Annotated in this window: 24 protein-coding genes and 1 pseudogene; 19 read left to right on the forward strand and 6 right to left on the reverse strand. The window is 68.0% G+C overall.

Translation table 11 applies throughout. The features are described from left to right. The first annotated feature begins 46 nt into the window (after positions 1-46). Entirely contained in the window at positions 47-274 is a 228-nt protein-coding gene (locus tag ACFYWY_RS03900) for a hypothetical protein (protein WP_389179190.1), read from the forward strand. Positions 275-432: 158 nt separating this feature from the next. Here the strand turns inward: ACFYWY_RS03900 and ACFYWY_RS03905 are convergent, their stop codons facing one another. From ACFYWY_RS03905 to ACFYWY_RS03915, 3 genes are all read right to left on the reverse strand, one after another. Next, positions 433-711, reverse strand: coding sequence for a hypothetical protein (locus ACFYWY_RS03905; protein WP_389179590.1), 279 nt, complete (start codon positions 709-711; stop codon positions 433-435). Positions 712-970: 259 nt separating this feature from the next. After that, the gene (locus tag ACFYWY_RS03910; protein WP_389179193.1) at positions 971-1,501 is read right to left on the reverse strand and encodes a hypothetical protein; all 531 of its coding nucleotides are present in this window, start codon (positions 1,499-1,501) and stop codon (positions 971-973) included. 478 nt (positions 1,502-1,979) lie between these two features. After that, positions 1,980-2,810 (reverse strand): DUF2182 domain-containing protein, encoded by an 831-nt coding sequence (locus ACFYWY_RS03915; RefSeq protein ID WP_389179196.1) that lies wholly within the window; start codon positions 2,808-2,810, stop codon positions 1,980-1,982. Between the two features lie 222 nt (positions 2,811-3,032). Here ACFYWY_RS03915 and ACFYWY_RS03920 point away from each other — a divergent pair, with 222 nt between their 5' ends. Beyond that, positions 3,033-3,287 carry a hypothetical protein gene (locus ACFYWY_RS03920; RefSeq protein ID WP_389179199.1) on the forward strand — a complete coding sequence of 85 codons (255 nt, stop codon included), beginning with the start codon at positions 3,033-3,035 and terminating at the stop codon, positions 3,285-3,287. Positions 3,288-3,305: 18 nt separating this feature from the next. Here the strand turns inward: ACFYWY_RS03920 and ACFYWY_RS03925 are convergent, their stop codons facing one another. Then, positions 3,306-4,040, reverse strand: a complete 735-nt coding sequence (locus tag ACFYWY_RS03925) for a DUF899 domain-containing protein (RefSeq protein ID WP_389179202.1) — start codon at positions 4,038-4,040, stop codon at positions 3,306-3,308. A 293-nt stretch (positions 4,041-4,333) separates the two neighbouring features. On the opposite strand from ACFYWY_RS03925, the gene ACFYWY_RS03930 reads away from it, so the two are divergent. Then, positions 4,334-5,194: an SDR family oxidoreductase gene (locus ACFYWY_RS03930; protein WP_389179205.1), complete on the forward strand. Its 861-nt coding sequence runs from the start codon at positions 4,334-4,336 to the stop codon at positions 5,192-5,194. A 7-nt stretch (positions 5,195-5,201) separates the two neighbouring features. On the opposite strand, the gene ACFYWY_RS03935 is transcribed toward ACFYWY_RS03930, so the two are convergent. Then, positions 5,202-5,366, reverse strand: a complete 165-nt coding sequence (locus tag ACFYWY_RS03935; protein ID WP_389179209.1) for a helix-turn-helix transcriptional regulator — start codon at positions 5,364-5,366, stop codon at positions 5,202-5,204. A gap of 29 nt (positions 5,367-5,395) precedes the next feature. Then, complete coding sequence (locus tag ACFYWY_RS03940; RefSeq protein ID WP_389179212.1) at positions 5,396-5,731, reverse strand: hypothetical protein; 336 nt, start codon at positions 5,729-5,731, stop codon at positions 5,396-5,398. Between the two features lie 207 nt (positions 5,732-5,938). Between ACFYWY_RS03940 and ACFYWY_RS03945 the strand changes: the two genes are divergently transcribed. The 16 genes and pseudogenes from ACFYWY_RS03945 to ACFYWY_RS04020 all read left to right on the forward strand — a co-directional run bounded on the left by ACFYWY_RS03945 (position 5,939) and on the right by ACFYWY_RS04020 (position 21,522). Beyond that, positions 5,939-6,946 (forward strand): methyltransferase, encoded by a 1,008-nt coding sequence (locus ACFYWY_RS03945; RefSeq protein ID WP_389179215.1) that lies wholly within the window; start codon positions 5,939-5,941, stop codon positions 6,944-6,946. A 247-nt stretch (positions 6,947-7,193) separates the two neighbouring features. Then, positions 7,194-8,399 carry a beta-1,3-glucanase family protein gene (locus ACFYWY_RS03950; protein WP_389179218.1) on the forward strand — a complete coding sequence of 402 codons (1,206 nt, stop codon included), beginning with the start codon at positions 7,194-7,196 and terminating at the stop codon, positions 8,397-8,399. A 54-nt stretch (positions 8,400-8,453) separates the two neighbouring features. Then, a complete protein-coding gene (locus ACFYWY_RS03955) occupies positions 8,454-8,870 on the forward strand; it encodes a cysteine/serine endopeptidase inhibitor (protein ID WP_389179221.1) in 417 nt (138 codons plus the stop codon). 77 nt (positions 8,871-8,947) lie between these two features. After that, a complete protein-coding gene (locus ACFYWY_RS03960; RefSeq protein ID WP_389179224.1) occupies positions 8,948-9,682 on the forward strand; it encodes a chitinase in 735 nt (244 codons plus the stop codon). Positions 9,683-9,787: 105 nt separating this feature from the next. Then, complete coding sequence (locus ACFYWY_RS03965; RefSeq protein WP_389179227.1) at positions 9,788-10,849, forward strand: trypsin-like serine peptidase; 1,062 nt, start codon at positions 9,788-9,790, stop codon at positions 10,847-10,849. Between the two features lie 281 nt (positions 10,850-11,130). After that, on the forward strand, positions 11,131-12,549 hold the full coding sequence (locus ACFYWY_RS03970; RefSeq protein ID WP_389179230.1) for a sulfatase: 1,419 nt from the start codon (positions 11,131-11,133) through the stop codon (positions 12,547-12,549). Positions 12,550-12,709: 160 nt separating this feature from the next. Then, entirely contained in the window at positions 12,710-14,197 is a 1,488-nt protein-coding gene (locus tag ACFYWY_RS03975; protein WP_389179233.1) for a sensor histidine kinase, read from the forward strand. A gap of 179 nt (positions 14,198-14,376) precedes the next feature. Further along, positions 14,377-15,252, forward strand: a complete 876-nt coding sequence (locus ACFYWY_RS03980) for a helix-turn-helix domain-containing protein (RefSeq protein ID WP_389179236.1) — start codon at positions 14,377-14,379, stop codon at positions 15,250-15,252. A 112-nt stretch (positions 15,253-15,364) separates the two neighbouring features. Beyond that, positions 15,365-15,769, forward strand: coding sequence for a winged helix-turn-helix transcriptional regulator (locus ACFYWY_RS03985; protein WP_389179239.1), 405 nt, complete (start codon positions 15,365-15,367; stop codon positions 15,767-15,769). A gap of 103 nt (positions 15,770-15,872) precedes the next feature. Then, the gene (locus tag ACFYWY_RS03990; RefSeq protein WP_389179242.1) at positions 15,873-16,568 is read left to right on the forward strand and encodes a response regulator transcription factor; all 696 of its coding nucleotides are present in this window, start codon (positions 15,873-15,875) and stop codon (positions 16,566-16,568) included. Positions 16,569-16,693: 125 nt separating this feature from the next. After that, positions 16,694-17,914, forward strand: coding sequence for an ROK family protein (locus ACFYWY_RS03995; protein ID WP_389179245.1), 1,221 nt, complete (start codon positions 16,694-16,696; stop codon positions 17,912-17,914). A 132-nt stretch (positions 17,915-18,046) separates the two neighbouring features. Next, positions 18,047-18,544, forward strand: coding sequence for a CAP domain-containing protein (locus tag ACFYWY_RS04000; protein WP_389179247.1), 498 nt, complete (start codon positions 18,047-18,049; stop codon positions 18,542-18,544). A gap of 18 nt (positions 18,545-18,562) precedes the next feature. Next, positions 18,563-19,393 (forward strand): glycoside hydrolase family protein, encoded by an 831-nt coding sequence (locus ACFYWY_RS04005; protein WP_389179250.1) that lies wholly within the window; start codon positions 18,563-18,565, stop codon positions 19,391-19,393. 93 nt (positions 19,394-19,486) lie between these two features. Next, positions 19,487-20,143, forward strand: coding sequence for a hypothetical protein (locus ACFYWY_RS04010; RefSeq protein WP_389179253.1), 657 nt, complete (start codon positions 19,487-19,489; stop codon positions 20,141-20,143). A gap of 570 nt (positions 20,144-20,713) precedes the next feature. Beyond that, positions 20,714-20,903, forward strand: a pseudogene (locus ACFYWY_RS04015) (site-specific integrase); the annotation flags it as partial. 322 nt (positions 20,904-21,225) lie between these two features. Next, positions 21,226-21,522, forward strand: coding sequence for a GYD domain-containing protein (locus tag ACFYWY_RS04020; RefSeq protein WP_389179256.1), 297 nt, complete (start codon positions 21,226-21,228; stop codon positions 21,520-21,522). Positions 21,523-22,271: the final 749 nt, after the last annotated feature.

Consider the following 22,271-nt stretch of genomic DNA (forward strand, 5'->3'; position numbering starts at 1 on the left):
GCCGCTGAGCACCAACCCCCATCTGATCGTCAGCCCTATCACCGCCATGCACGTCGACCGCCCGGCGGTCGGCATCACCAACTTCAAAGCGTTCCGCGATCGGATCGGGTTCAACGCGACGCAACTGCTGCAGGACCGGCTCCTCGACGAGGCTCGTGGATCCGCAGACCCCGTCCGGCTGATGCGCCTGTTCGGGATCACTTCCTCAACCGCGATCCACTACGTTCACGCAGCCCACCCCGAACACTTCACCATCGACCCGACGCAGGAATAGAGGCCGCGAACCCGCTGGTGTCTTCCTTCCCGTGGGGACCGGCCCCGGGTCCACCCGCCGACAGCTCCGCGCGCTGGAGCTGCGGCCGACTGGCCAGCCGATAGCGGCACAGCTCATGCGCGTATCCCGCCACCACCGCAACCCACCGGCCGGTGGCGTCAGGCGCGTTCCGGCTCGTTCGTCTCCTCGGTGGCCGGGGCCCGGCCGCGACGACGGCCCAGCAAGGCGCTTCCCACGATCACCAGGCCGATGGAGACGACCTTGGCGGCCTGGTAGTAGCCGGCCGCCAGCTCCTCTGGGGTGCCGGACAGCCGGAAAAAGACCCACGCTGCTGCGAGACCCCCGAAGACGATCAGTGCGACAGCCCCCCACGTCCCGAGGTCCGCCCACCAGATCCCCGGGTCGTAACCCCGCTCCTCGGTCTGCTCAACGTCCATGTCGGTCACGGTCTGTTCTCCTGTGTGTGGTGATGGTCGCGAGGGAAGACGCGGGCCCGGTGCGGGCGGTTCACCGGGCCGAACGTTCCCTGCAGGGAGCCGACAGCCTGCCAGCCGGCGAAATCCCCCCGCTCGCCCGCCCACTTCGAGCGGGGTGATGGACGACTCCCGCCGGGGTGCCGGCAGGACCAGCATCAGAAAGGCCACCCGTTGGACCGCTACGCACCCGTTGCCGCCACGTGGCCTGAGCGCGGGAACCTCACAGGAGACCGGCGGCCCGCCGAAGCGTCGCCCGACCGTCAGGTCTGATCAGCCCCTCCGGCAGCATCTCCACCACACTCGCGTGCTCCGCGAACACTGCCCTGCACTGCTCACGCTCGGGATGATCACTGTCGCTGCCGAACCACAGCAGCGCAGCCTCGTTGTCGGCATCGACCGGCTCGGAGAACTCGGCGACCATGACCAGAAGATCCAGCAGTTCGGACCGCTCAGGAACCTGCGGGTCAACTGCGAGGCGGAGCAGGAACGGTAGGACTGCCGGCATGGCCGCGTTCATCTCGGCGATGCTGTTGAACATGGCGTTGGTGAGCACTCGCTGGGCCTCAGACTCGGCAGCCTGATCGAGAAGGCCATACAGCAACGCCGGGATCGCGGCGGGGCACCCGGGGAACTCGGACCAGCGGACATCCTCACAGCCGTGGAGGGCACCATGCCCACGGCCGGCATCAGCTGCCTGCGGGTACGCGTGGAGAAAACGAGCGACCGCCGCCTTCTTGGCGGCCACGTCCATCACGCACATCCGTCTGTCCCCCGCTCCTGCTGGCATGAGCCCGTGGCTCCGTGTCAACCGCACTCTTTCGCGACCGGAGATCCGCGCACAAGACAGGACGGCGACCCGTGTTCGACCCGCGGGCGCCGATGGCCCCGCTCGGCTTCGCTGCGGGAGCCGCGTCCTGTCTCCGGCAAGCAGTGGACGGACTCCGGAGAACGGCACGGCCGCGGGGGCCTGAAGGCGCGCGAGGCAGCCACCGACCGGCCGGTCCCCATCCCATCCGTCTTGGTCACCATCCTCCGGGCTCACCTGAAGGCGTTGGCGCGACACCAACCCGACCGCGCTCGCAGCGAGCACGCGCCTCCGACTACCTGCGTACCTCGACCGTTGGCTGCCCACCCAATACAGCTGATCCGAACGGGCGCGAGGGTCCTGGAGCCGCTTGATGACGTCGACCTTGTCCTGCGCGGCCCAGACGGCGGGCCGACGACAGCGCTCAGTGTGCCCGACCCAGCATCTGGTCCATCGACGGGCCGGACCTCTCGAGGCCCGGCAGCAGCCAGTCCTGGAACGGGGCGAGCACGGCCAGGACGAGGAAGACGAGGCCCACCGCCCAGCTGAGCCACGGGCCGCCGCGCCAGAGCTTCTCCAGGAATATCACCGCCGCCAGCCCCGCCATGGCCGCCACGTTCATGAAGCCGAGCGGGATCAGGACGATCATCAGGCCCCAGCAGCACCCGATGCAGTAGAGGCCGTGTTGCGTACCCACCCGCAGGTCCTTCGCCCAGGGCCGGGAGCGGGCGTACCGCAGGAGCTGGAACATCGGGTTGCGGCAGTGCCGCAGGCAGACTCGTTTCAGCGGCCCGAACTGCTGCAGTCCCGCGAGCAGGAACGCGGCCGCGCCGATCCAGCGCCCCGCGCCGGGATGGCTGTCCACGACCCGCCCGGTCGCCGCCAGGGCTCCGTACGCGAGGAGCCCGAACCCGGCCCAGGCGAGCAGATAGCCGCCGACGAACTCGGCGATGCGCAGCGTGCGGGTGCCGCCGCCGGTGCTCCGGTTGATGGCCTGCACCCAGGTGAGGGCTACGGGTGCCAGCGACGGCAGCATCATGGCCGCCATCATGGTGACCCACAGTGCCAGGAAGAGCGGGAGCGCCAGGCCCATGGTGCCGGGCTCCACTCCCATGTCACGGGACTGCGCGAGGGTGAGCGTCCATGCCAGAGCGGCGATCAGCACCAGGAGAGTCCAGCCGAGGGCCAGATCACGCCTCGGCAAGAGGATCCCCGGCCGGGTGGGTGCCGGCGGGGCGAGCCGGAGATGCGGCATGGCACGCCTTCCAAGGACGCCCGCTGCCCCGGTCACCGTGGCGGCCTGTGCAGAGGCGATGACTGACGCCGCAGTCGGCGGCGGACACTCCGGACATGTCCAGCAGATCACGGAATCGGAGGGCCCGAAAGCAGAGGACGGGTGGGCCCGGCCTGATCTCCCCCCGGACCGCGACAGCTCAACCACCGGCGCTCGTACCGCTGCACGGGCGGGCGTCTCTCTATGACCGGCCCGCCGCGTGCTGCGACCGGGCGGCGTGTTCGTCTACACCGTGCGACACACCGGCGACGTCACTACGGCACCGGAACCGCGTACGGCGACGACATCTATGAGCACGGCGGCTTCGCCGTGCACCTCTTCCCCCGCGACCTGGTCGACGCGCTCGCCGACGGCTGGACGCTCGAGAGAGTCCACGCCTTCGAGGAGGGCGACCTGCCGCGCCGCCTGTGGCGTGTCACCCAGACCTTGCTCCGCTGACCGCGCCCTGCGCACGCTTCAGGTCTCCCCGTACTCGTCGTGGCGGCGCAGCCAGTACATCTGCTCGCCCTCCTCGTGGCGGCCCATCGGCGTCCGGTCGAGGAGGCCGTAGTAGGCCATGGCGGGTTCGAGGCCGCGCGCGGTGGTGACGTACGTCCGGTAGACGGTGCCGTCCGAGAGCGCGTAGGCGCTCAGCCCGGGCCCCTCGGTGACGTACCCCAGGACGTCCGTGCCGGACAACGCCGCCATCTGACTCACAGTCGGCGGGATGTCGCCCTCGAGGAACGGCCTGAGCTCGTCCTCGGTGTTCAGGAAGCCGAGATCGCGGTGGAAGTCGCTGCCGGCGGTGGAGACCCAGTCGAAGCTCCAGCCCATCCGCTCCCGGTAGGCGAGGAGCTTGTCGAGCGGCGCCCGCGAGGAGCAGATCAGTGTCACGTCGCGGGCCTTGAGGTGGACGACGTTGGGGGAGAGGGTGTCCGCGATGGAGGAGCAGACCGTGCATCCCGCCTCGTACGGCGGGCCGAACATGAAGTGGTAGACGAGCAGCTGCGAGCGCCCGTCGAAGAGGTTCGCGAGGGACCTGGTCCCGCCCTCGGTCTCGAAGCGGTAATCCTTCTCGACCGGCACCCAGGGGAGCTCCTTCCGCTTCCGCGTGAGTTCGTCGTTGCGACGGGTGAGCGCCTTCTCCTCCGCGAGCAGCTCCGCTCGGGCTGCCTCGAATTCCTCCTGTGTGCCGACCTTGTGCTCGGGCATTGCCTCTCCCTCCTGTGTGGGAGCAGACCACCGGACCGCGTGTGGCCGCGTGCAGCGGCTGCCGGTAGTGACTGCACCGGCGTTCCCGTCCGTCTATGTCCACGGTACGCGCGAGGCGGCGGGCGTTCGACCCTTCACGCTCCTGTCTTGGTGCCCGGCGTCTCTCTGACCTGCTTACTCTCCTCTGGGGAGTTAACTAACTAAAAAGTGGTCACTTCCCAATGGGGAGTTGCTTCTGTGTACTGCTGGCGGGGCGCTCGAGCCCTCCCAGACCTACGTACCAGGAGTGAGACATGTCGATCGCCGTTACCGGAGCGACCGGGCAGCTTGGCCGGCTCGTCGTGGAGGAGTTGCTGCGGCGCGGAGTGGCGTCGCAGGACATCGTCGCCACCGGGCGGAACACCGACCGGCTGGCCGATCTGGCCGAGCGGGGCGTTCACGTGCGGCGGGCCGACTTCGCCGATTCTGGGAGTCTCGTCCAGGCCTTCCAGGGGGTGCGGAAGGTGCTGATCGTGTCGACGACGACCGTCGGTGAGCGGTACGACAACCATGTGCGGGCCATCGACGCCGCCAAGGACGCCGGTGCGGAACTCATCGTCTACACCAGCACGCTCAACGCCCGCACCGCCGGCATGATGCTCGCCGACGCTCATGCGAAGACCGAGCAGTATCTGCGCGACAGTGGCATTCCCTTCGTCGTCCTGCGCAACGGCTGGTACCTGGAGAACTACACGTCACAGTTCCCGCTCTACCTGGAGACCGGCGTCGTGCCGGGCAGTGCCGGTGGCGGCCGGGTCAGCGCCGCCTCCCGGCGTGACTACGCGGAGGCCGCGGCGGTCGTTCTCGCCGGCGAGGGGCATGCGGGGTCCGTGTACGAACTGGGCGGGGAAAACGCCTTCACGCTCGCCGAGTTGGCCTCCGCGCTGTCCGACGTCTCAGGCAGGCATGTCATCTACAGCGACCTTCCCGCCGAGCAGTACCGTGCCGCGCTCCTCGACGCCGGGCTGCCCGCCGAACTCGCCGAAGTCCTCGCCGACTCCGACCTCGGGCTCAAGCGCGGCGAGTTGTTCACCAGCAGTGGGGATCTGCGTCGGTTGATCGGTCGGCCCGCGGTCGGTCTCGCCGATGTGCTCACCGGCGCGCTCGAGTCCTGACGCAGCGTCAGCCCGGGTCCGGCAGGTAGTGCTCCCCGAGCAGGCGGGCCACCAGCTGGCCGCGGCTGCGGACACCGACCTTGGAGAAGATCGACTTCAGGTGGTCCTGAACAGTGTTGACGGAGATGTGCAGTTGGGTGGCGATGGCACTCGACGGGGTTCCGGCGATCACCCGCTGGAGCACCTGTCGCTCGCGTCGGGTCAGCGCGTGAGGGCTTGCCGTACCTCGCGGGGTGCCCGGCTCAGGATGCCGACGCCCGCCCCGGACCTGGCCAGCGTCACGAACTTGTGCACGTCGTCGACCAGGTACTCGTTGTGCGCGGCGAGCGCGTACACATCCGGCGGGACGCCGTAGGAGACGTCGTCGGTGATGAGCAGCGTCCACGGGTCGATCGTGCCGAAACAGGCCGCGTCCCAGTACACGAGGCGGGACAGCCGACCGGCGACCCGGCGGCGCAGCCGACGCGAATCGGCCTCCTGCGAGCAGATCGTCTCGACATCGCGGACCGCTTCGCGCTGGGCGGTGGACAGCCTCATCCGGCAGCTCCCCTTCCTCGGCACTCCCGCGATGCTACCGGGCGGTGAAGATCCCAGAAATTGGGGATACACGCGATCACCTTCCCCACCGTAGCGTTCTCGCGGCCCGCGCCGGGCGCACCACGAATTCACGTGGAAGAACCGCGGTTTATCACCACGCGGAGGCTTTCGTCCTCCGCCGAACAGGAAGACAGGGAAGACATCCTCATGTCCACCAGAGAAGTGCCGAAGCCCGTGCAGATGCTCCAGTTGCTCGCGGGCTTCCAGATATCGCAGGCGCTGTATGTCGTGGCCAAACAGGGCCTGTCCACCGCCCTCGCGGACGGCCCGCTCACGGTCGAGCAGCTCGCTGCCGCGACGGGCACGAACGCCGATGTGCTCCGGCGTATCGTCCGTGCGCTCGCGCCGCTCGGGGTTTTCCGGACCGATGAAGGTCTGGTCGAGGTCACCGATCTCGGCGCGACCCTCGCCGACGGACAGCCCGGCTCGGTCCGTGACCTGGCGCTGTTCTGGATGGAAACCCACTACGCGCCCTTCGGTGAACTCCTGCACACGGCCGTGACCGGTGAGAACGCCGCCGGCCATTACTACGGTGAGCCGTTCTTCGACTGGATCTCCAGGTTCCCGGCCCAGGTCGAGACGCAGAACCGTGCCATGGCCGGTGTCACCAAGGGCCTGCGAGCCGGGATGTTTGATGACTATTCGATGCCGGAAGGAGGTGTCGTCGCCGACGTCGGAGGGGCTGACGGGGCCATGATCTGCCAGTTCCTGGCCGGTGAGCCGGACCGGCGGGGCATCGTCTTCGACCGGCCCGAGGTGGTGCCCGCGGCGCGGAAGGTGCTGGCCGAAAACGGGCTCGCGGACAGGGTGGACGTCGTCGCCGGGGACTTCTTCGAGTCCGTACCCCAGGCGGACGTGTACGTGCTTTCCTACATCCTCCACGACTGGGACGACGGGTCCTGTCTGCGGATCCTGCGGACGGTCAAGGCGGCGGCCGCTCGTGGCGCGCGTGTCGTGCTCGTCGAGTCCGTGATCCCGCCCGGCGACGCCCCCCACCCCGCCAAGTTCGTCGACCTGACCATGCTGGCCATGCTGACCGGACGGGAGCGCACCGCCGAGGAGTTCGAGGCGCTGCTGGACGCGGCCGGATTCACCCTGGACCGAATCGTCGCCACCCCCACGCCGTTCTCGTTCATCGAGGCGACCCTGCGCTGAATCCCGGTCCACCCATTTCACACTCATTTCCCTGGGCTGTGCCTGCCCGACGCTTTCGTCGAAAACGTCGGGCAGGCACAGCCCTCTTTTTCGTTCGCGTCCGCGCAAACAACGCAACAACTGTCCGTCCCGCAGCAACTTTTGATGACCGTTGCGCGTCACCGCTGGCTAGGTTTGACCGCGTTCACGCAAGGAGCGTTCGAGAAAGGAACGGACTTGCCCCGTGGTAAAGAAAGGGAATTCCCGCATGGTGCCGCTTGATTCACCGGTGTTCTCCCGACGCTGGGCGCTCACCTCGCTGGCCGGTGCCGCCGTGGCCGGCGCCGCGCTCGCCGCGGGCGCGCGTCCGGCCCTCGCCGCGGACGAGGACGGCCCGGCCCTCCCGGAGGAGCGCGCCGGCGGCCTGCCTCTGGTCATCCACAACAACAGCGGTGAGTACGCCAACCGCAACGTCCACCTGTACATCGTCGGCAGCCGGGGCGACCGTCACGTCCGGGTCACACCCCGCGGCACGGTCGAGCCGGTCAAGGTCTCCGACAACAAGGACAACGGCTTCACCGACTACGCCATCCCGCTCGACGCCCGCGGCACCACGCGGATCCGGCTGCCATACATGTCCGGCCGGATCTACGTCTCCCTGGGCGGCAAGCTCAAGCTCAAGGCCGTCCGGGACGGGGCCGGGCGGCCCGCGCTCCAGCACCCGGCGGGCTGGGTGAAGTCCGACCCCAACTTCCCCGTGCTGCACGACTTCGTGGAGTTCACGCACAACGCGTCCGGCATGTTCTGCAACACCACCATGGTCGACATGTTCAGCGTGCCGCTGATGATCCGGCTGTCCGGGAACCGGGACCAGACCACCGGCAGGATGCGGCAGGGCGGCCGGGCCCGGATCTTCCGGGCCATGGAGAACACCCCCGGCTTCGGAAGGCTGGTCGTCAGCGGACGGCGGGTCATCGCGCCGAGTCACGGACTCGACGCGGGCCGGTTCGGCAAGCACTACTTCGACCCGTACATCGACAAGGTCTGGCAGGCCTACCGGCAGCAGCCGCTCCATGTCCGTACCGTCGCGGGCGTGTTCACCGGCCGGGTCGACAACGGCAAGCTCACCTTCCACGGCCCGGCGACGGTCTCCTTCGCCAAGCCCTCCACCCGCGACGTGCTGTTCTGCGACGGTGCGCTCGCCGCCCCCAACGACGGGGTCACCGGTCCCGTGGCCGCGATCCTGGGCGCCGGCTTCAACCGCTCGACGCTGCTCAGCCATCCGAAGCAGCCCACCACCCGCGCGGCGGCCTTCTACAAGCCGGAGATCACCAACCACTACGCGCGGGCCATCCACGCCCAGATGGGCAACGGCAAGGCGTACGGCTTCGCCTTCGACGACGTCGCCGAGTGGGCGTCGTACATCCAGGACACCCAGCCGAAGGCCATGCACCTGACGCTGACCCCGTTCTGACGGGCCGGTACGGCCGCTCTCCTCTTCCGATCCTCCGACGAAAGGCGATCTGCCATGCCCCTTTTCCGTCGTACGCAGTCGGTCCTCGCCGTCACCCTGGCGGCGGCCGTTCTCGGTGTCGCCCAGGCGTCGCCCGCCTCCGCCGTCCCGATCGGCAAGGTCCGCCAGGGCAAGGCGACCTACTACAACGAGGCCGGCACCGGCGCCTGCGGAAAGCCGCTCGACGCCGCGACACAGATGCTCGTGGCGGTCTCGCCGAAGTGGTGGAAGGCCGCCAATCCCAACAACGACCCGCTCTGCAAGGTCGAGGTCCGGCTGACCTTCCGCGGCAAGACCATCACCGTCCCGGTCAGGGACAAGTGCATGGAATGTGGGCCCAAGCACATCGACCTCAGCCAGCCGGCTTTCGCGAAGCTGGCCAATCCCTCAAAGGGCGTCATACACAAGGTCACCTGGAAGTTCGTCCGTTGACCAGCTCGTTCCTTCGTCCGCTGACCCACCGATTCATTCCATCGGTTAACAACCCATTCAATCGAGGAGTTTCCACCATGCCGAAGATACGTACCGCTCATGCCCTTCTGACCGCTGTGCTGCTGGCGACGACCGGGGCCGGCCTCACCGCGGCGACCGCGTCCGCCGCACCTGCCGCGCCCGCCGCCCAGGGTGACTTCGTCGTCAGCAAGGCGGAGTACAACAAGATGTTCCCCAACCACAAGCCCTTCTACAACTACGAAGCCCTGGTCAAGGCGATGAAGAAGTACCCGGCCTTCGCGGGCAAGGGCAACGCAGGGACCAAGAAGCGTGAGGCGGCCGCTTTCCTCGCCAACGTCCACCACGAGACCGGCGGCGGGCGCTACATCGTCGAGCAGAACCAAGCCAACTGGCCGTCGTACTGCGACACCTCGCAGCCGTACGGCTGCCCGGCGGGGCAGTCCGCGTACCACGGTCGCGGGCCGATCCAGCTCAGCTGGAACTTCAACTACAAGGCCGCCGGTGACGCGCTCGGCATCGACCTGCTCCACAAGCCGGGGCTGGTGCAGAAGAACCCCGTCGTGGCGTGGAAGACGGGACTGTGGTTCTGGATGACCCAGTCCGGCGCGGGCACCATGACCCCGCACAACGCCATGGTCAAGGGCAAGGGCTTCGGCCAGACGATCCGCAGCATCAACGGCGCCATCGAGTGCAACGGCGGCAACCCGGCCCAGGTGCAGAGCCGGGTGAAGACGTACAAGAAGTTCACCAAGATCCTCGACGTCAAGCCGGGCAAGAACCTCAGCTGCTGACCCGCTGAGCCGGTGCCGGACGCCCGTGAACTCCCCGGGCGTCCGGCACCCCAATGCGACGCCCATGCCGTAGCACCACCTCACACCTTCTTCGGAGCCGAATCCATGAGACGTACCGCGATGCTGGTCAGCGCCCTCAGCCTCGCCGCACTGGGCGCCACCGTCGGGCCGGCGCAGGCGGGGCCCGAACCCGCCGACAGTGAGACCCGCGCCACCGCCTTCTCCGACCAGGAACAGGACACCGCCCTGGAGTTCTGGACCGACGCCCGGCTGAACGCCGCCAAGGCGATGGCCGCGCCCGCCGCCGCCCCGGAGGCGCCGGCCGTCACGTCGTCCGTCACGTCGTCCGCCATGTCGTCCGCCATGTCGTCCGTCATCGATGATGGCGGGCCGCGACTGTCCGTCCCGTCGGTGGTCTTCCCGGACGCGGAGACCACAGCGTCCGCCGCCGACGAGACGCCGCTGTCCACGCTCGCTTCCAAGCCGAAGGCCTGGAAGCGGGGCGGGCTGATCAGCAGGACCGCGGGCAAGGTGTTCTTCGAGAACGCCGCCGGCGGCCTGTTCGCCTGCTCGGCGACCGTCGCCAACAGCAAGAACAAGTCGGTCGTCCTCACCGCCGGGCACTGTGTGGTGGACGCCCGCACCGGCGAGGTCTTCCGCAAGTGGATCTTCATCCCGGGCTACCACAAGGGCAAGCGCCCGCACGGCACCTTTACCGCGAAGAAGCTCTTCCACCTGAAGTCGTACGTGTCCAGCCAGGGCAACGCCAACTGGGATGTCGCCTTCGCCACCCTGCGCAAGCGTGACGGCCGCCCGTTGGCCAAGGTCGTGGGTGGTGCGCAGGGCATCAAGTTCAATGCCCCGAACGGGCGTTACGTCCATTCCTTCGGCTACGGCGGTTCGCGCGCCGAGGGCAACGGCGAGCGGCTGAACCACTGCCAGGGCGAGGAACACCGCGACCTCGGGCGCCCCGGCTCCACCATGTGGGGCATCGACTGCGTGCAGACCGGCGGATCCAGCGGCGGTGCCTTCCTCGCCGAGTTCAAGGCCGACAAGGGTGTCGGTGTTCTGGTCGGCAACATCGCCGTCGGCACGGACGTCAGCGAGTACCACCCGCGTCTCGGCGACCGCGCCCGCAAGCTCTACAAGGCCGCGAGCACGGCCTGATCCCCGCCCGGGGGTGGCGTTCCCCTCCCTTCCCCCCGCCTCTGGGCTCCCCGGAACACCGGGCGCCGTCACGGGTTTTCGTGCCGGCGCCCGGTGTTCCTTTTTTGCGTGCCGGATTAATTGCCGCAGAGCCGGAATAAATCCCCCAGCACTTATGGGTGTTGACCGGCGCGGAATCCGGCTGCCACGCTTTCGATATGATTCGTACTCGTCAATTACTGACCCTGATAGTCGGCGGAGTGGCACTGGCTCTGGCGGCCCCGAGTGGAATGGGCGGGGCAATGAACAGTCCCGCCGTCACCACACAGCCGGTCGCGGCCGCGGCGGAAAAGCCGAACATTGTCTTCGTCCTCACCGACGACATGTCCTCGAACCTCCTGCCGTACATGCCGGAGGTTCAGAAACTCCGGTCGCAGGGCATGACGTTCAGCGACTTCGTGGTCAGCAACTCGCTCTGCTGCCCGTCCCGGGCGTCCATCTTCACCGGCCGGTACCCCCACAACACCGGAGTCCTCAGCAACGAGGGGCCGAACGGCGGGTTCGGCGCCTTCCACGGCGGCGGAGAGGAGCGGGACACCTTCGCCACGGCCCTTCAGGCCAAGGGCTACCGCACCGCCATGATGGGCAAGTACCTGAACGGCTACAGCCCCAACGACACCGTCGCGGGCCAGAAGCCGTACGTACCGCCGGGCTGGAACCAGTGGGACGTCGTCGGCGGCGGCTACCAGGGCTACGACTACAAGCTCGCCCACAACCACAAGATCGAGTCGCACGGCCACAAGCCCAAGGACTATCTGACCGACGTGCTGAGCAATAAGGGCACGGCGTTCGTCAGGAAGTCCGCGGCGGCGAACAAGCCGTTCCTGCTGGAGATCGCGCTCTTCACGCCGCACGGCCCCTCCACGCCGGCGCCCCGCCACGAGAACGCCTTCCCCGGCCTTGAGGCCCCGCGCAGCCCCGCGTTCGACAAGCTGCCGACCAACGCCCCGCCGTGGCTGGCCCGGCAGGACCGGCTGACCCAGCGCGAGAAGAACACGATCGACCGGAAGTTCCGCAAGCGCGCCCAGGCGCTCCAGTCGGTCGATGGGATGATCAGGAAGCTGCGCAACGCCCTGACCAGGGCCGGCGTCGCCGACAACACCTACATCGTCTTCGGCTCCGACAACGGCTTCCACCTGGGCGAGTACCGCCTCGAGGCGGGCAAGCAGACCGCCTTCGACACCGACGTCCGGGTACCTCTGGTGATCGCCGGACCCGGTGTCGCGGCAGGCAGGACGAGCAACGCCCAGGTGTCGAACATCGACCTCGCGCCCACCTTCCAGCGGATCGGCGGCGCCCCGGTGTCGTCCCGGGTGGACGGGCACAGCCTGCTTCCGCTCCTGGACGGCGGCTCCGACGCCAACTGGCGCACGACCAACCTGATCGAGCACCGCCACGCCGAAAAGTCGCCGGGTGACCCCGACAACAACGGCGGGGAGAGCATCAGCCCGCCGAACTACCACGCCCTGCGCACCAACTCCTACACCTACGTCGAGTACGGCAGCGGAGCGAAGGAGTACTACGACCTCCGCACCGATCCCTACCAGCTGCACAACACCGTGGGGCAGCTCGGCGGAGCCCGGCTGGAGAACCTGCAGGACGCACTCAAGCGACTCAAGAACTGCCGTGGCGACGGCTGTTGGAGCGCCGGGAACCCGTAGATCCTCTCCCGGAGACGCCCCCGCCGCGTAGTGTTGGCGGGGGCCGTCCGAACGCACTGGACGGGCCGGGGTCGGCGGAGTGCGGGTGACGAGTGCTGATGGTCGACGAAGGATTCGTCCTGCGTACGGATGCCGGTGAGCGGACGACCGGTGGGAGCCGGTGAAGCTCTCCACCCGGCTCGCCTTCACCGTCGGCGGCGGCGTACCCGTGCTGATCGTTGCCTGCGGATGGCTGCTGCTGAGCCTGATAACCGATGACCTTCGCCAGCAGCAGGACGCCCAACTGCAGGCCCGTGCCACCGTCGTGGCCAAGAACACCAAGAACTACCTGGACGCGGCCGGAACCGGCCAGCCGGTTGTCGAGGAGGCCCGCCGCCAGCGGCTCATCAAGTCCACCAGCGGCATGGGCGTACGGGTCACCGGACCCACGGGCACGCTGCGAGCCGGTCCCCAACTCCCGCCCGCGCAGCTGCCGTACAGCGCCCCGAAACCGCTGAAGGTGACCGTCGAAGGCCGGGACTGGCTGGTCTTGTCGTTGCCCGTCGCGATCGACCGGAGGCGGGACCGGCCCAACCTCTGGCTGTTCTCACCGGACACCGTCGAGGAGGAGCTGGCGCTGGTGCGCCAACGTGTTTACGCCGGAGCCGCGCTGGCCCTGCCGCTGGCGGGAGCGGCGGCCTGGGCCATCGCGAACCGGGCGGTGTTGCCGCTGCGCCGGCTGCAACGGCGTACCAGCGAACTCGACCCGCGCACCAGCTCCGCCCGGCTGGAGCACCGCCCCACCCGCATCGCCGAGGTCGACGACCTCGCGCTCACCCTGCAGACAGTGCTCAACCGCTACGACGAGCAGGTGGCACGTACCGGGGAGGCTTTGGCCACGGCCCGGTCGTTCGCGGCGGCGGCCTCCCACGAGCTGCGTTCGCCACTGACGAGTATCCGCGCCAACCTGGATGTCCTGGCAGGCCCGTTCGAGCTCGAAGCGGCGGAACGGGCGGAGGTGCTGGCCGAGTTGGTGGCCGAGCAGGAGAGGCTGGTCGGCCTGCTCACGATGCTGCGGACTCTGGCGCAGGGCGATCTGGTCGAGGCGGAGGCGTTCGCGGCGCTGGACCTGGGGGAGTTGGTGCACTCCTGCGTCGCCGGACTGCGCCGCGCCCACCCCGAGACCGAGGTTTCCGTGCGAGCGGCTTCGGGACTGATCGCGCACGGCTGGGCGGAGGGGCTGCGCTCGGCGGTGGACAACCTGCTGACCAACGCCCGGGTGCACGGCAGGGTCAGCGAACGTGCCGCCACCATCGCGGTGACCCTGCGGCAGTCCGACCGGCCGGGCGAGCGGATCGCGGTACTCACCGTGGACGACGACGGCCCCGGCGTCCCGCCCGAACGCCGGGAGAAGATCTTCGAGCGGTTCTGGCACGGTCCGGACAGCCCCGGCTCCGGGCTGGGCCTCACCCTCGTCGCCCAGCAGGTCACCCTGCACCAGGGGCAGGTCTCGATGTCGGACCGCCCGGACGGGCAGCGCGGCACACGCTGCGAGGTACGGCTGCCGCTGACCGGCGTGCGGGAGTTCGAGCACACACTGCCGTTGCTGCGCCGCGACTGGCTGAGCGGCACGGCGGAGGCGTCCGGAATCAATCCCGCCCGAGACTGATTCCTTCTGGCTCGAATTCACCCCACCCGGGGTCGGCGATTCAGGGTCGGCAATTCCTGTGCTGAATTAATCCCGACCGGCGTCGATTATTCCCGCAGGGATTCCTTGAGAACAGCACCTCCTCCTTGTCATGGTTCGGGGGAGAGCTGTCGGACCCGAGGAAGAAAGGAACGCCGACGTTGGACGGAACCACTGCGGTGGCCCACACGATGTGGCGCGCGCTGCACGTGTGGAAGCGGACGCTGGGCAAGGGCGTGCACACGCTTCCGGTGCCGCCGTCGACGGGAATCGGGCTGAGTGTGCACGTGAGCGGCATCCTCGCCGTCCACGGGGGCCGCGGGGACACGCGGGAGACGATCCTGCTGCCGGAGGACGTCTGCGTCACCCCCGCAGAACCCAACCGGCCGCTGGTCGTGTCCCCGAAAGGGAACAGGCCCGCCGTGATCGCGTCCCTCGCCATTCCCGAGGCCATGGTGCGCCGGCTCGTCGGAGAGGAATTCCGGATGGGGGAGCGCCAGTCCCCGCACCTCTGTCCGGCTGTCACCTTCGACCCGGTGCTCGCCGAAATGGTGAAGGCGGTGGTGGCCGCCAGTGAACTCGGTGCCGACGACGTGTACGCGGACTCGGCGGCGCGTTTCATCCTCGCCCACCTTCGTATTCCGCGGTCGCGCGCCGCCGCCCCGAAGGAGCCGGCGGGCGGTCTCACCCAGCAGCAACTGGAGACCATCACCTCGTATATGAGAGCCAACTTTGCGCGGCCCATCACCCTGGACGATCTCGCCGCCCTGGTCTCCTTCAGCCGCTTCCACTTCCTGCGCTGCTTCAAGAACGCCACGGGCGCCACGCCCTACCGGTATCTCACCGAGCTGAGGATCGCGTCGGCGCGAACGCACCTGGAGAACGGCACCGAGACCATCGCGGCCATAGGCCAGCGCTGCGGCTTCTCGGGCTCCGAGCACTTCTCCCGGAGCTTCCGCCGGGTCATGGGCTGCACACCGTCGCAGTACCGCACGATGCGGCCCGAGTCGCCCGCGGCCAGGCACTCTCCGGCGTAGAGTGCCCGTCGCTCCGGAGAGTTTCCTCCCCTGGATACGCTTACCGCGGCAGCGGGACGTGCACGCGACGAGGGGTGAGGGCATGGCGGGTGAGGGCATGACGGGTGAGGGCATGACGAAGGAATCGTGCACCGAGTGGGACCCGTACGCCGGCGGCTGTCCGTCCCGCGACGTCCTGCACCGCATCGGCGACAAGTGGACCGTGCTCGTACTCGGGGAGCTGGCGGAATCCGGAGCCAAGCGCTACACCGCTCTGCGCAGGAAGCTTGAGGGCGTGAGCGAGAAGATGCTCACGCAGACACTCCGCGCGCTGGAGCGGGACGGTCTGGTCCGCCGGACCATCCACCCGGAGATCCCACCCCGCGTCGAGTACGAGATCACCGAGCTGGGCGCCACTCTGCGCGAGCCGCTGGTGGCGTTGAAGAACTGGTCGATCAGTCATATGAGTGACGTCATCGAGGCGCGGGCGGCCTACGACAGCCGTGGCGATACGGCGTCCCGCCGGTCCGCGGGCTGAGTGGCGAGCGGCCTCGGACCAACGGGGAATGAACCCGGAGGCAGTTGGCCCACGCCTAGCATCGCGCCCGCGGGCGTAGGCAACGCCTTGAGAGGAGCGACGCATGGCCGGCAGGGCCGGACGAGTTCTCGTGGCCGACGACGACGTGAGCACGCGGCGTTCGCTGGAACGCGGACTCCGGCTGGGGGGCTTTGAGGTGACGCTGGCCGGTGACGGCCGTTCCGCGATGGAGTCGATGAACAGACTCCGTCCGGACATTGTGGTCCTCGATGTCTGCATGCCCGACCTGAGCGGCATCGACGTGTGCCGGACACTCCGCGAGAACGGGGACGACGTGCCCGTTCTCATGTTCTCCGGACTGGACGAAGTGGCCGACAGGATCGCCGGGTTGCAGGCCGGCGGCGACGACTACCTGGTCAAGCCCTTCGCGCTCCAGGAACTGACGCTGCGCTTGCACGCCCTCCTGCGGCGCCGCCCACCCACCGCGACGGACCGGGTCCGGGTCGGCGGCCTGGTCGTGGAACCGTCCGCCCGCAAGGCATGGCTGGACGGACAGCTCCTGCACCTGACGCCCCGCGAGTTCCACCTCCTGGAGATGCTGGCCCGGAACGCGGGCCTGGTCCTGACCCGCGGCCAGCTGCTCGAACACGTCTGGGGCTACGACGCCGGCGTCCGTACGGACGTCGTGGACACGTTCGTCAGCTGTCTGAGGCGCAAGACGGAGGCAGACGGGCGTCCTCGCATCCTGCACACCGTGCACGGTGTCGGATTCGTGCTGCGCGTGGACGGCCCGGCCTGACCGCCCGTTCACTGCGCCGGGAGGGGCGGTTCAGGAGGGGCGGTCCCGATCACAAAGATTCCACAAGAGCGGTCCCTACTTTCCTTCTTGCGGCAGGCCGGGTCTGCCGCAAGGAGGGGGCAGAAGTGCCGAACGCGACACGCAACACCACATGGGCACGGGGACAGTACGGGGATCAGATGCTGCGCTTGCTGCGCCAGTTCGGCCCCCTGACACGGAGCGAGCTGGGGCAGTTGTCCGGGCTGTCGCGCACCACGCTCTACGAGGTCGTCAGCAGGCTCGTGGACAGTGGCCAGGTGATCGCCGCGGTGCCGGACAACACTCCACGCAGGCGGGGGCGCCCGGCGGAGAAGCTGGTTCTGAACCCGGAGGCCGGCCGTGTCCTGGGCATCGACTTCGGGCGGCGGGCCGTTCGCGTGGTCGCGGTGGCGGGGGACCACGACGGCCTGGAGCGCCACGGCTTGGAGCACGACGCCATCAGTACGGCGAGTGAAGCGCATTCCCCCACGGCCCAGTGGCCGGACCGTATCGTCATCGCGCGTCGGCTCGTCGGCACCCTGACCGGTGGACGACTGCGACTCGACGCCCTGAACGGTGTGGGAGTCGCGGTGACGGGCCCGGCAACCGACTCGCCCGCCGCGGTCGACCAGCGGGCCATGGCGGTGATGATGGGCCGCAGCTTCGGCACACGGGTGCGGTTCGACAACGCCGCGCGGCTCGCGGCCCTGGCCGAGACGGTCTGGGGCGCGGCCCAGGGACAGCGAGACGTGCTCTACCTGGAACTCTCGGACCCTGTCGGTGGGGCGCTGGTGAGCGGTGGCGTGCTGCACCGTGGCGCACACGGCCGGTCGGGGGAGTTCGGGCACATCACCGCGGAGCCCGGAGGCGCGCCATGCCCCTGCGGTGGCCAGGGCTGTCTGCAGACCGTCGCGTCGACCACGGCCATGCTGAACTCGTACCGACCCGGGGCGGACTTACCGGACTTGGTGGCCGCGTTGGGTTCCGGAGATCCGGCCGCCCACGCGGTGCTTCGCCGGGCCGGCACCCACGTGGGAAGGGTGCTGGCCGGTCTGGTCAACGCGCTCGAACCCGGCATCGTCGTCGTGGGCGGTGAATTCGTCACGGCCGGCCCGACCCTTATGGAGTCGGTGCGGCGTGAACTGCTGGCGAACGTCGTGCGGTGCGGCTCGCGGCCGTTGCTGCTCGTCCGTCCTGCGAAGTTGGGCGACCACGCCGCCGCTCTCGGGGCCGCGTCACTCCTTTGGCAGCCCGGCAGGGCTCCTTCGCATTCCGTCGGAAAGGGCCTTGGCGCGGCGGTCAGGATGTCGGGCCTCCGCGCGAATTAATGGCGGGCAGGACCGGATTAAATTGACCGCATTCAATCTGGAATGGAAAGCTCAAATGAGCCGAATCAGCGCTCGGCTCACGCCATTTAGGCTGCTCATCACTCGAACTTCGACCAGACGGGAACGGAAAGAATGCGCATATCCAGGTACCTCGCCACGGTTCTTACGGTCACCGCGGCAACCACCGCATTGTCGGCCACCTCCGCCGCCTCAGCATCGGCGGCACCGTCCGCCGAGTCGCTGCGAGCCGGCGTGCTCAAGCTGACGAACGCGGAACGGGTGAAGGCCGGTTGCCCCAGGCTGAAGAAGAACTCCGCGCTCGCCAGGGCCGCCCAGCGACACTCCGCCGACATGGCCAGGCACAACTTCGTCGGCCACGACGGCTCCAACGGCAGCACGATGGTGACCAGGGCCAGGGCGGCGGGTTACACCGGCTTCAGTTCGCTCGCGGAGAACGTCGCCCCGGGTCAGAAGAGCGCCGCCGCGGTCGTCGAGAGTTGGATGAAGTCCCCGGGGCATCGGGCCAACATTCTCAACTGCTCACTCAAGCACCTGGGCGTCGGCTACGTGAAGAAGCCCGGTTCCGCGCACGGGACTTACTGGACGCAGGACTTCGGCGCCAAGTTCTGACACGGGAGCGTGGAAGCCATGCGGAAGCTGCGCTTACTCCTGGTGCTGCTGGCCGTCCTGACCATGCTCACGTCCACCGGGAGCAACCAGGCCGACGCGAGCGCATCCGCCGTCGCGGTGAAGAAGAAGGGCATCAGCGCCTGGAAATTCAACGGGGCAACCGGGGCGATGGCCGACGCGAAGGTCGGCTGGTTCTACACCTGGGCCTCGGACAAGCAGAAGATCAAGCCCCCGCCGGGCGTCGAGTTCGTGCCCATGATCTGGGGCCGCGACTTCGTGACCGACGCTCATCTCAAACGGGCCAGGGCACAGGGCAAGAACCTGCTCGGATTCAACGAACCCGACCTGGCGGACCAGGCGAAGATGTCGGTGAAGGAGGCGCTCGACCTGTGGCCCCGGCTGCAGTCGACCGGAATGCGCCTCGGAGCACCCGCGGTGGCCGCCGGCGGTGACCTGGCCGGCGGCTGGCTCGACCGCTTCATGAAAGGCGCCGCCGCCCGCGGCTACCGGGTCGATTTCATTCCCTTGCATTGGTACGGCTCGGACTTCAACGCCCAAGCCGCGACCGGTCACTTGAAGAACTACCTCCGTGCCGTGTACCAGCGCTACAAGAAGCCCATTTGGCTGACCGAGTACGCGTTGATCGACTTCTCCAGCGGTACGCCAAGGTATCCGACCAAGGCCAGGCAGGCCGCCTTCGTGAAGAAGTCGACCGCCATGCTGGAAAAGCTGCCGTACGTCAAGCGGTATGCGTGGTTCACGCTTTCCACGCAGCGCGGCCATGGCACCGGCCTCTACAACGGCGCGAAGGCCAACCGCGTGGGTGCCGCCTACCGCGCTGCGCGGTAACGAGGTTCCCCCTTCTTTTCATTCTCCCTCTTCTCTTCTCAGGAAGGACGCGAAATGCGCGATCGTCAGCCCACGGGGCGTGTCCTGGCGGTAATGGCCGCCACTTCCTCTCTCGCCGTGATGGCGGGCGCCGGCTCGTTGGCCCACGCCGACACCGGGTCCCCGGACGGGGCCCAGGCCGCAGAGGTCGACGTGACGGAGGCGGCGGCGGAGATACCCTGCGCCAAGTACCTCCAGAAGAAGCACACTTATCGGACGGACCCCGCGGGCCCCTCCTGGCAGACCTACAAGACGGACAAGCTGGGCAGGCCGGCCCTCGCCGACATCCGGGTCGGGGCTGTGGATCGGGACTCGAAGCCCGGCACGTGCGAGACCACCGTGGGTGAGTGGGGCGGTCCCGGGCACGTTGGCGCGCGGATGATCCCCGCCGGCGTCAGAGGTGCGGGCCACCGCGCCAATGTCGTCCCGGTCACCAAGTCGGCCGACAGGATCCTGAAGGCCGTGGAGAGCGAGACCCTGCAGTGCAACGCGGACTACAAGATCGTCACCCTCGGGGTTACCGCCCACTACAAGAAGAACGACAACGGAGTTGTTCCGTCCGGGTTCAGCCTTTCCCTCGAGGTGAAGAACCGCGCCATCGAATTCGGCATGAACTCGTTCCTGGCGTTCGACAACAAGGAGTACACCAAGGCCGGCGAGCGCAAGCTGCTTGACTCCCTGGCCGACCAGGTGAAGGCGATGCGCTGCTAGCACGGCGGCCGTAGTCACACCCGGACGGCGAATCCGTCGGGGTACGGTTTTTTCGGGAGGAAACGAGATTGGGGTCACCGGTCTGCGGTACGGCCGGATCTGGTGGCGCGTTCGGCCAACGAATGCCTGGCGAAAGGCCCTTGACCTGTAGAAACCTGCCAGCAGGAGAGGTCGGACTCGGCGTACAGGGCAATGCACGGCCCGAAAAGAGCAACGGTCAGGAGACCGTGGGAGTTTTGGAGTGCACACAAAAACTCCTGACCTGTATTTCTGCAGGTCAGGAGCTCTTCCCGGAGTGCCTCGGCAGGATTCGAACCTGCGCACACGACTCCGGAGCCATTCACCTCTCAGGCAACATGCAGGTCAAGAGCGTGGCTGTGCCGAGGACGCAGCCGCCCGAACCTGTCACAGCGCAGATCAACCCGTACCGAGCGACCAGTGCCTTGCGGAAAGCGTCCTGCCCACGTCGAACCGCCGCTGTTGTCCGTCGCCGGCCTCCCGGCAGCTCTAACGGATGCTGGCGGGCTGCGCCTGAGGCGCGCCCCTGGCGTGGAAAACAGATGCCTCGGGCGGGGTCCGTACGACCTGCGCCACTCCGCGCTCTCCACGTGGCTCAACGCAAGCGTGGACCCGACCGAGGTTGCGGAGCGCGCGGGTAAACAGCGTTGAGTTGCTGCTCAGTCGGTACGCCAAGTACCTCGACGGCCGCCAGGAGGTCGCCAATCGGCGTATCGAGGATCTGTTACGTGAGTACGAGTGACCCGCCCACGGCGGTATGTCCCGAGGCCCCTGGATCTGTCTGGGGGCCTTCGCCATGTCGCAAACCGACCTGGGCGGATGCCCGGCATTCCCGTCCACAGACAGTACGCAGCGGTGAGCTTTCTGTCTGCAGTCGCCGTCCGCCCTCGTTGCCGTCGGCGCTGCCGTCGGCACCTTGGTTCGTGCTGGCGAGCTGGCCGCCGCTTGAGGAGTTCGGTCGCTCGTAGTCACTCGTTCGGCGTGCTCCTAAATGCGCATTACGCGCATGGTGCTCAGAATTGATCGACGATGTGTTGTGTCTCCTTCATAGGGGTGAAAAGACCATGCCGACGTATGTCTCGTTGCTGAACTGGACCGATCAGGGGGTCCGGGGCTACAAGGACACCTCGCAGCGTGCCGAGGCCTTCGCCGCGGCGGCACAGAAGCTGGGGGTGAAGGTCCTGAACCTTTACTGGACCGTCGGTCCGTACGACATCGTGGCCGTCGTAGAGGCGCCCGATGACGAGACCGCGACTGCGGTGCTCCTGCAGGTCGCCGGGTTGGGCAACGTCCGTACCACCACCCTGCGGGCCTTCGGCCGGGAGGAGATGGACCGCATCATCGCCAAAGCCACTGGCTGAGGTTTCAGATCGAGGACCTGTCACCCGTGTACGAGTGACACGCCCAGGGTGGGAAACTCCGAAGCCCCTGGATGTGTCCCGGCGCTCGCCATATCGTCGGCCGACCTGCGCCGATGACCGGCTTCCCTGTCCACGGATAGTCCACGGACCCGACATACGGCCGCTTCGAGCGGCATACGGCTGCACATACGCCAAGACCCCGTCCTCAGCTAAAGCGCTGATGGCGGGGTCTTTGGGCACCTCATACTGGGTGCCCCCGGCAGGATTCGAACCTGCGCACACGGCTCCGGAGGCCCCTTGAACTCTGGACGTCTTTGCTGGTCAGACCCTTGCAGCGGGCCTGACCGGAGATCCCGGTCCACGAATGGGCCGCGACTGTCGATCGTGCCGCATGGCTGCCTTCTCCCTGTCCCGTCTGCTGGTTGCCGCTCCAGCAGCGAGATGCTCCAGCGGAGTAGCGATAGTCGCGCACGGGGAGTGCGAAGTTCTGAGAAAGGTCACGTCACTGATGGGGCGGTGGTTGGATGCTGGGCCTGGCTCACTACGCTCGATGCCATGTGCAGAGACCTTCGCACCGCCGGCGCTGTGGGCAGCTCAGCACCGAGACATGACGCTGTCGTATAGGGCTTACGGAGAACGAGGCCGTCCTTGGTGAGCTGCCGGAAGGGTTCTCGCTCGGGGGTTGAAGCGGACGGCTCCGGAAGGCGGTGGGCGAACGGTGGGAGCCATTCGTCGCCACTCGGAACGCA

The organism is Streptomyces sp. NPDC002870 (genome assembly GCF_042888505.1).
Classification (GTDB): Bacteria; Actinomycetota; Actinomycetes; order Streptomycetales; family Streptomycetaceae; genus Streptomyces.

Coding starts and splice junctions, on each gene's coding strand:
- ACFYWY_RS03900 (WP_389179190.1), top strand. CDS start 47: ATGCACGTCGACCGCCCGGCGGTCGGCATCACCAACTTCAAAGCGTTC.
- ACFYWY_RS03950 (WP_389179218.1), top strand. CDS start 7,194: ATGGTGCCGCTTGATTCACCGGTGTTCTCCCGACGCTGGGCGCTCACC.
- ACFYWY_RS03970 (WP_389179230.1), top strand. CDS start 11,131: ATGAACAGTCCCGCCGTCACCACACAGCCGGTCGCGGCCGCGGCGGAA.
- ACFYWY_RS03955 (WP_389179221.1), top strand. CDS start 8,454: ATGCCCCTTTTCCGTCGTACGCAGTCGGTCCTCGCCGTCACCCTGGCG.
- ACFYWY_RS03920 (WP_389179199.1), top strand. CDS start 3,033: ATGACCGGCCCGCCGCGTGCTGCGACCGGGCGGCGTGTTCGTCTACAC.
- ACFYWY_RS04020 (WP_389179256.1), top strand. CDS start 21,226: ATGCCGACGTATGTCTCGTTGCTGAACTGGACCGATCAGGGGGTCCGG.
- ACFYWY_RS03965 (WP_389179227.1), top strand. CDS start 9,788: ATGAGACGTACCGCGATGCTGGTCAGCGCCCTCAGCCTCGCCGCACTG.
- ACFYWY_RS03910 (WP_389179193.1), bottom strand. CDS start 1,501: ATGGACGTGGCCGCCAAGAAGGCGGCGGTCGCTCGTTTTCTCCACGCG.
- ACFYWY_RS03985 (WP_389179239.1), top strand. CDS start 15,365: ATGACGAAGGAATCGTGCACCGAGTGGGACCCGTACGCCGGCGGCTGT.
- ACFYWY_RS03960 (WP_389179224.1), top strand. CDS start 8,948: ATGCCGAAGATACGTACCGCTCATGCCCTTCTGACCGCTGTGCTGCTG.
- ACFYWY_RS04010 (WP_389179253.1), top strand. CDS start 19,487: ATGGCCGCCACTTCCTCTCTCGCCGTGATGGCGGGCGCCGGCTCGTTG.
- ACFYWY_RS03945 (WP_389179215.1), top strand. CDS start 5,939: ATGTCCACCAGAGAAGTGCCGAAGCCCGTGCAGATGCTCCAGTTGCTC.
- ACFYWY_RS03990 (WP_389179242.1), top strand. CDS start 15,873: ATGGCCGGCAGGGCCGGACGAGTTCTCGTGGCCGACGACGACGTGAGC.
- ACFYWY_RS03940 (WP_389179212.1), bottom strand. CDS start 5,731: ATGAGGCTGTCCACCGCCCAGCGCGAAGCGGTCCGCGATGTCGAGACG.
- ACFYWY_RS03930 (WP_389179205.1), top strand. CDS start 4,334: ATGTCGATCGCCGTTACCGGAGCGACCGGGCAGCTTGGCCGGCTCGTC.
- ACFYWY_RS03905 (WP_389179590.1), bottom strand. CDS start 711: ATGGACGTTGAGCAGACCGAGGAGCGGGGTTACGACCCGGGGATCTGG.
- ACFYWY_RS04005 (WP_389179250.1), top strand. CDS start 18,563: ATGCGGAAGCTGCGCTTACTCCTGGTGCTGCTGGCCGTCCTGACCATG.
- ACFYWY_RS03925 (WP_389179202.1), bottom strand. CDS start 4,040: ATGCCCGAGCACAAGGTCGGCACACAGGAGGAATTCGAGGCAGCCCGA.
- ACFYWY_RS03915 (WP_389179196.1), bottom strand. CDS start 2,810: ATGCCGCATCTCCGGCTCGCCCCGCCGGCACCCACCCGGCCGGGGATC.
- ACFYWY_RS04000 (WP_389179247.1), top strand. CDS start 18,047: ATGCGCATATCCAGGTACCTCGCCACGGTTCTTACGGTCACCGCGGCA.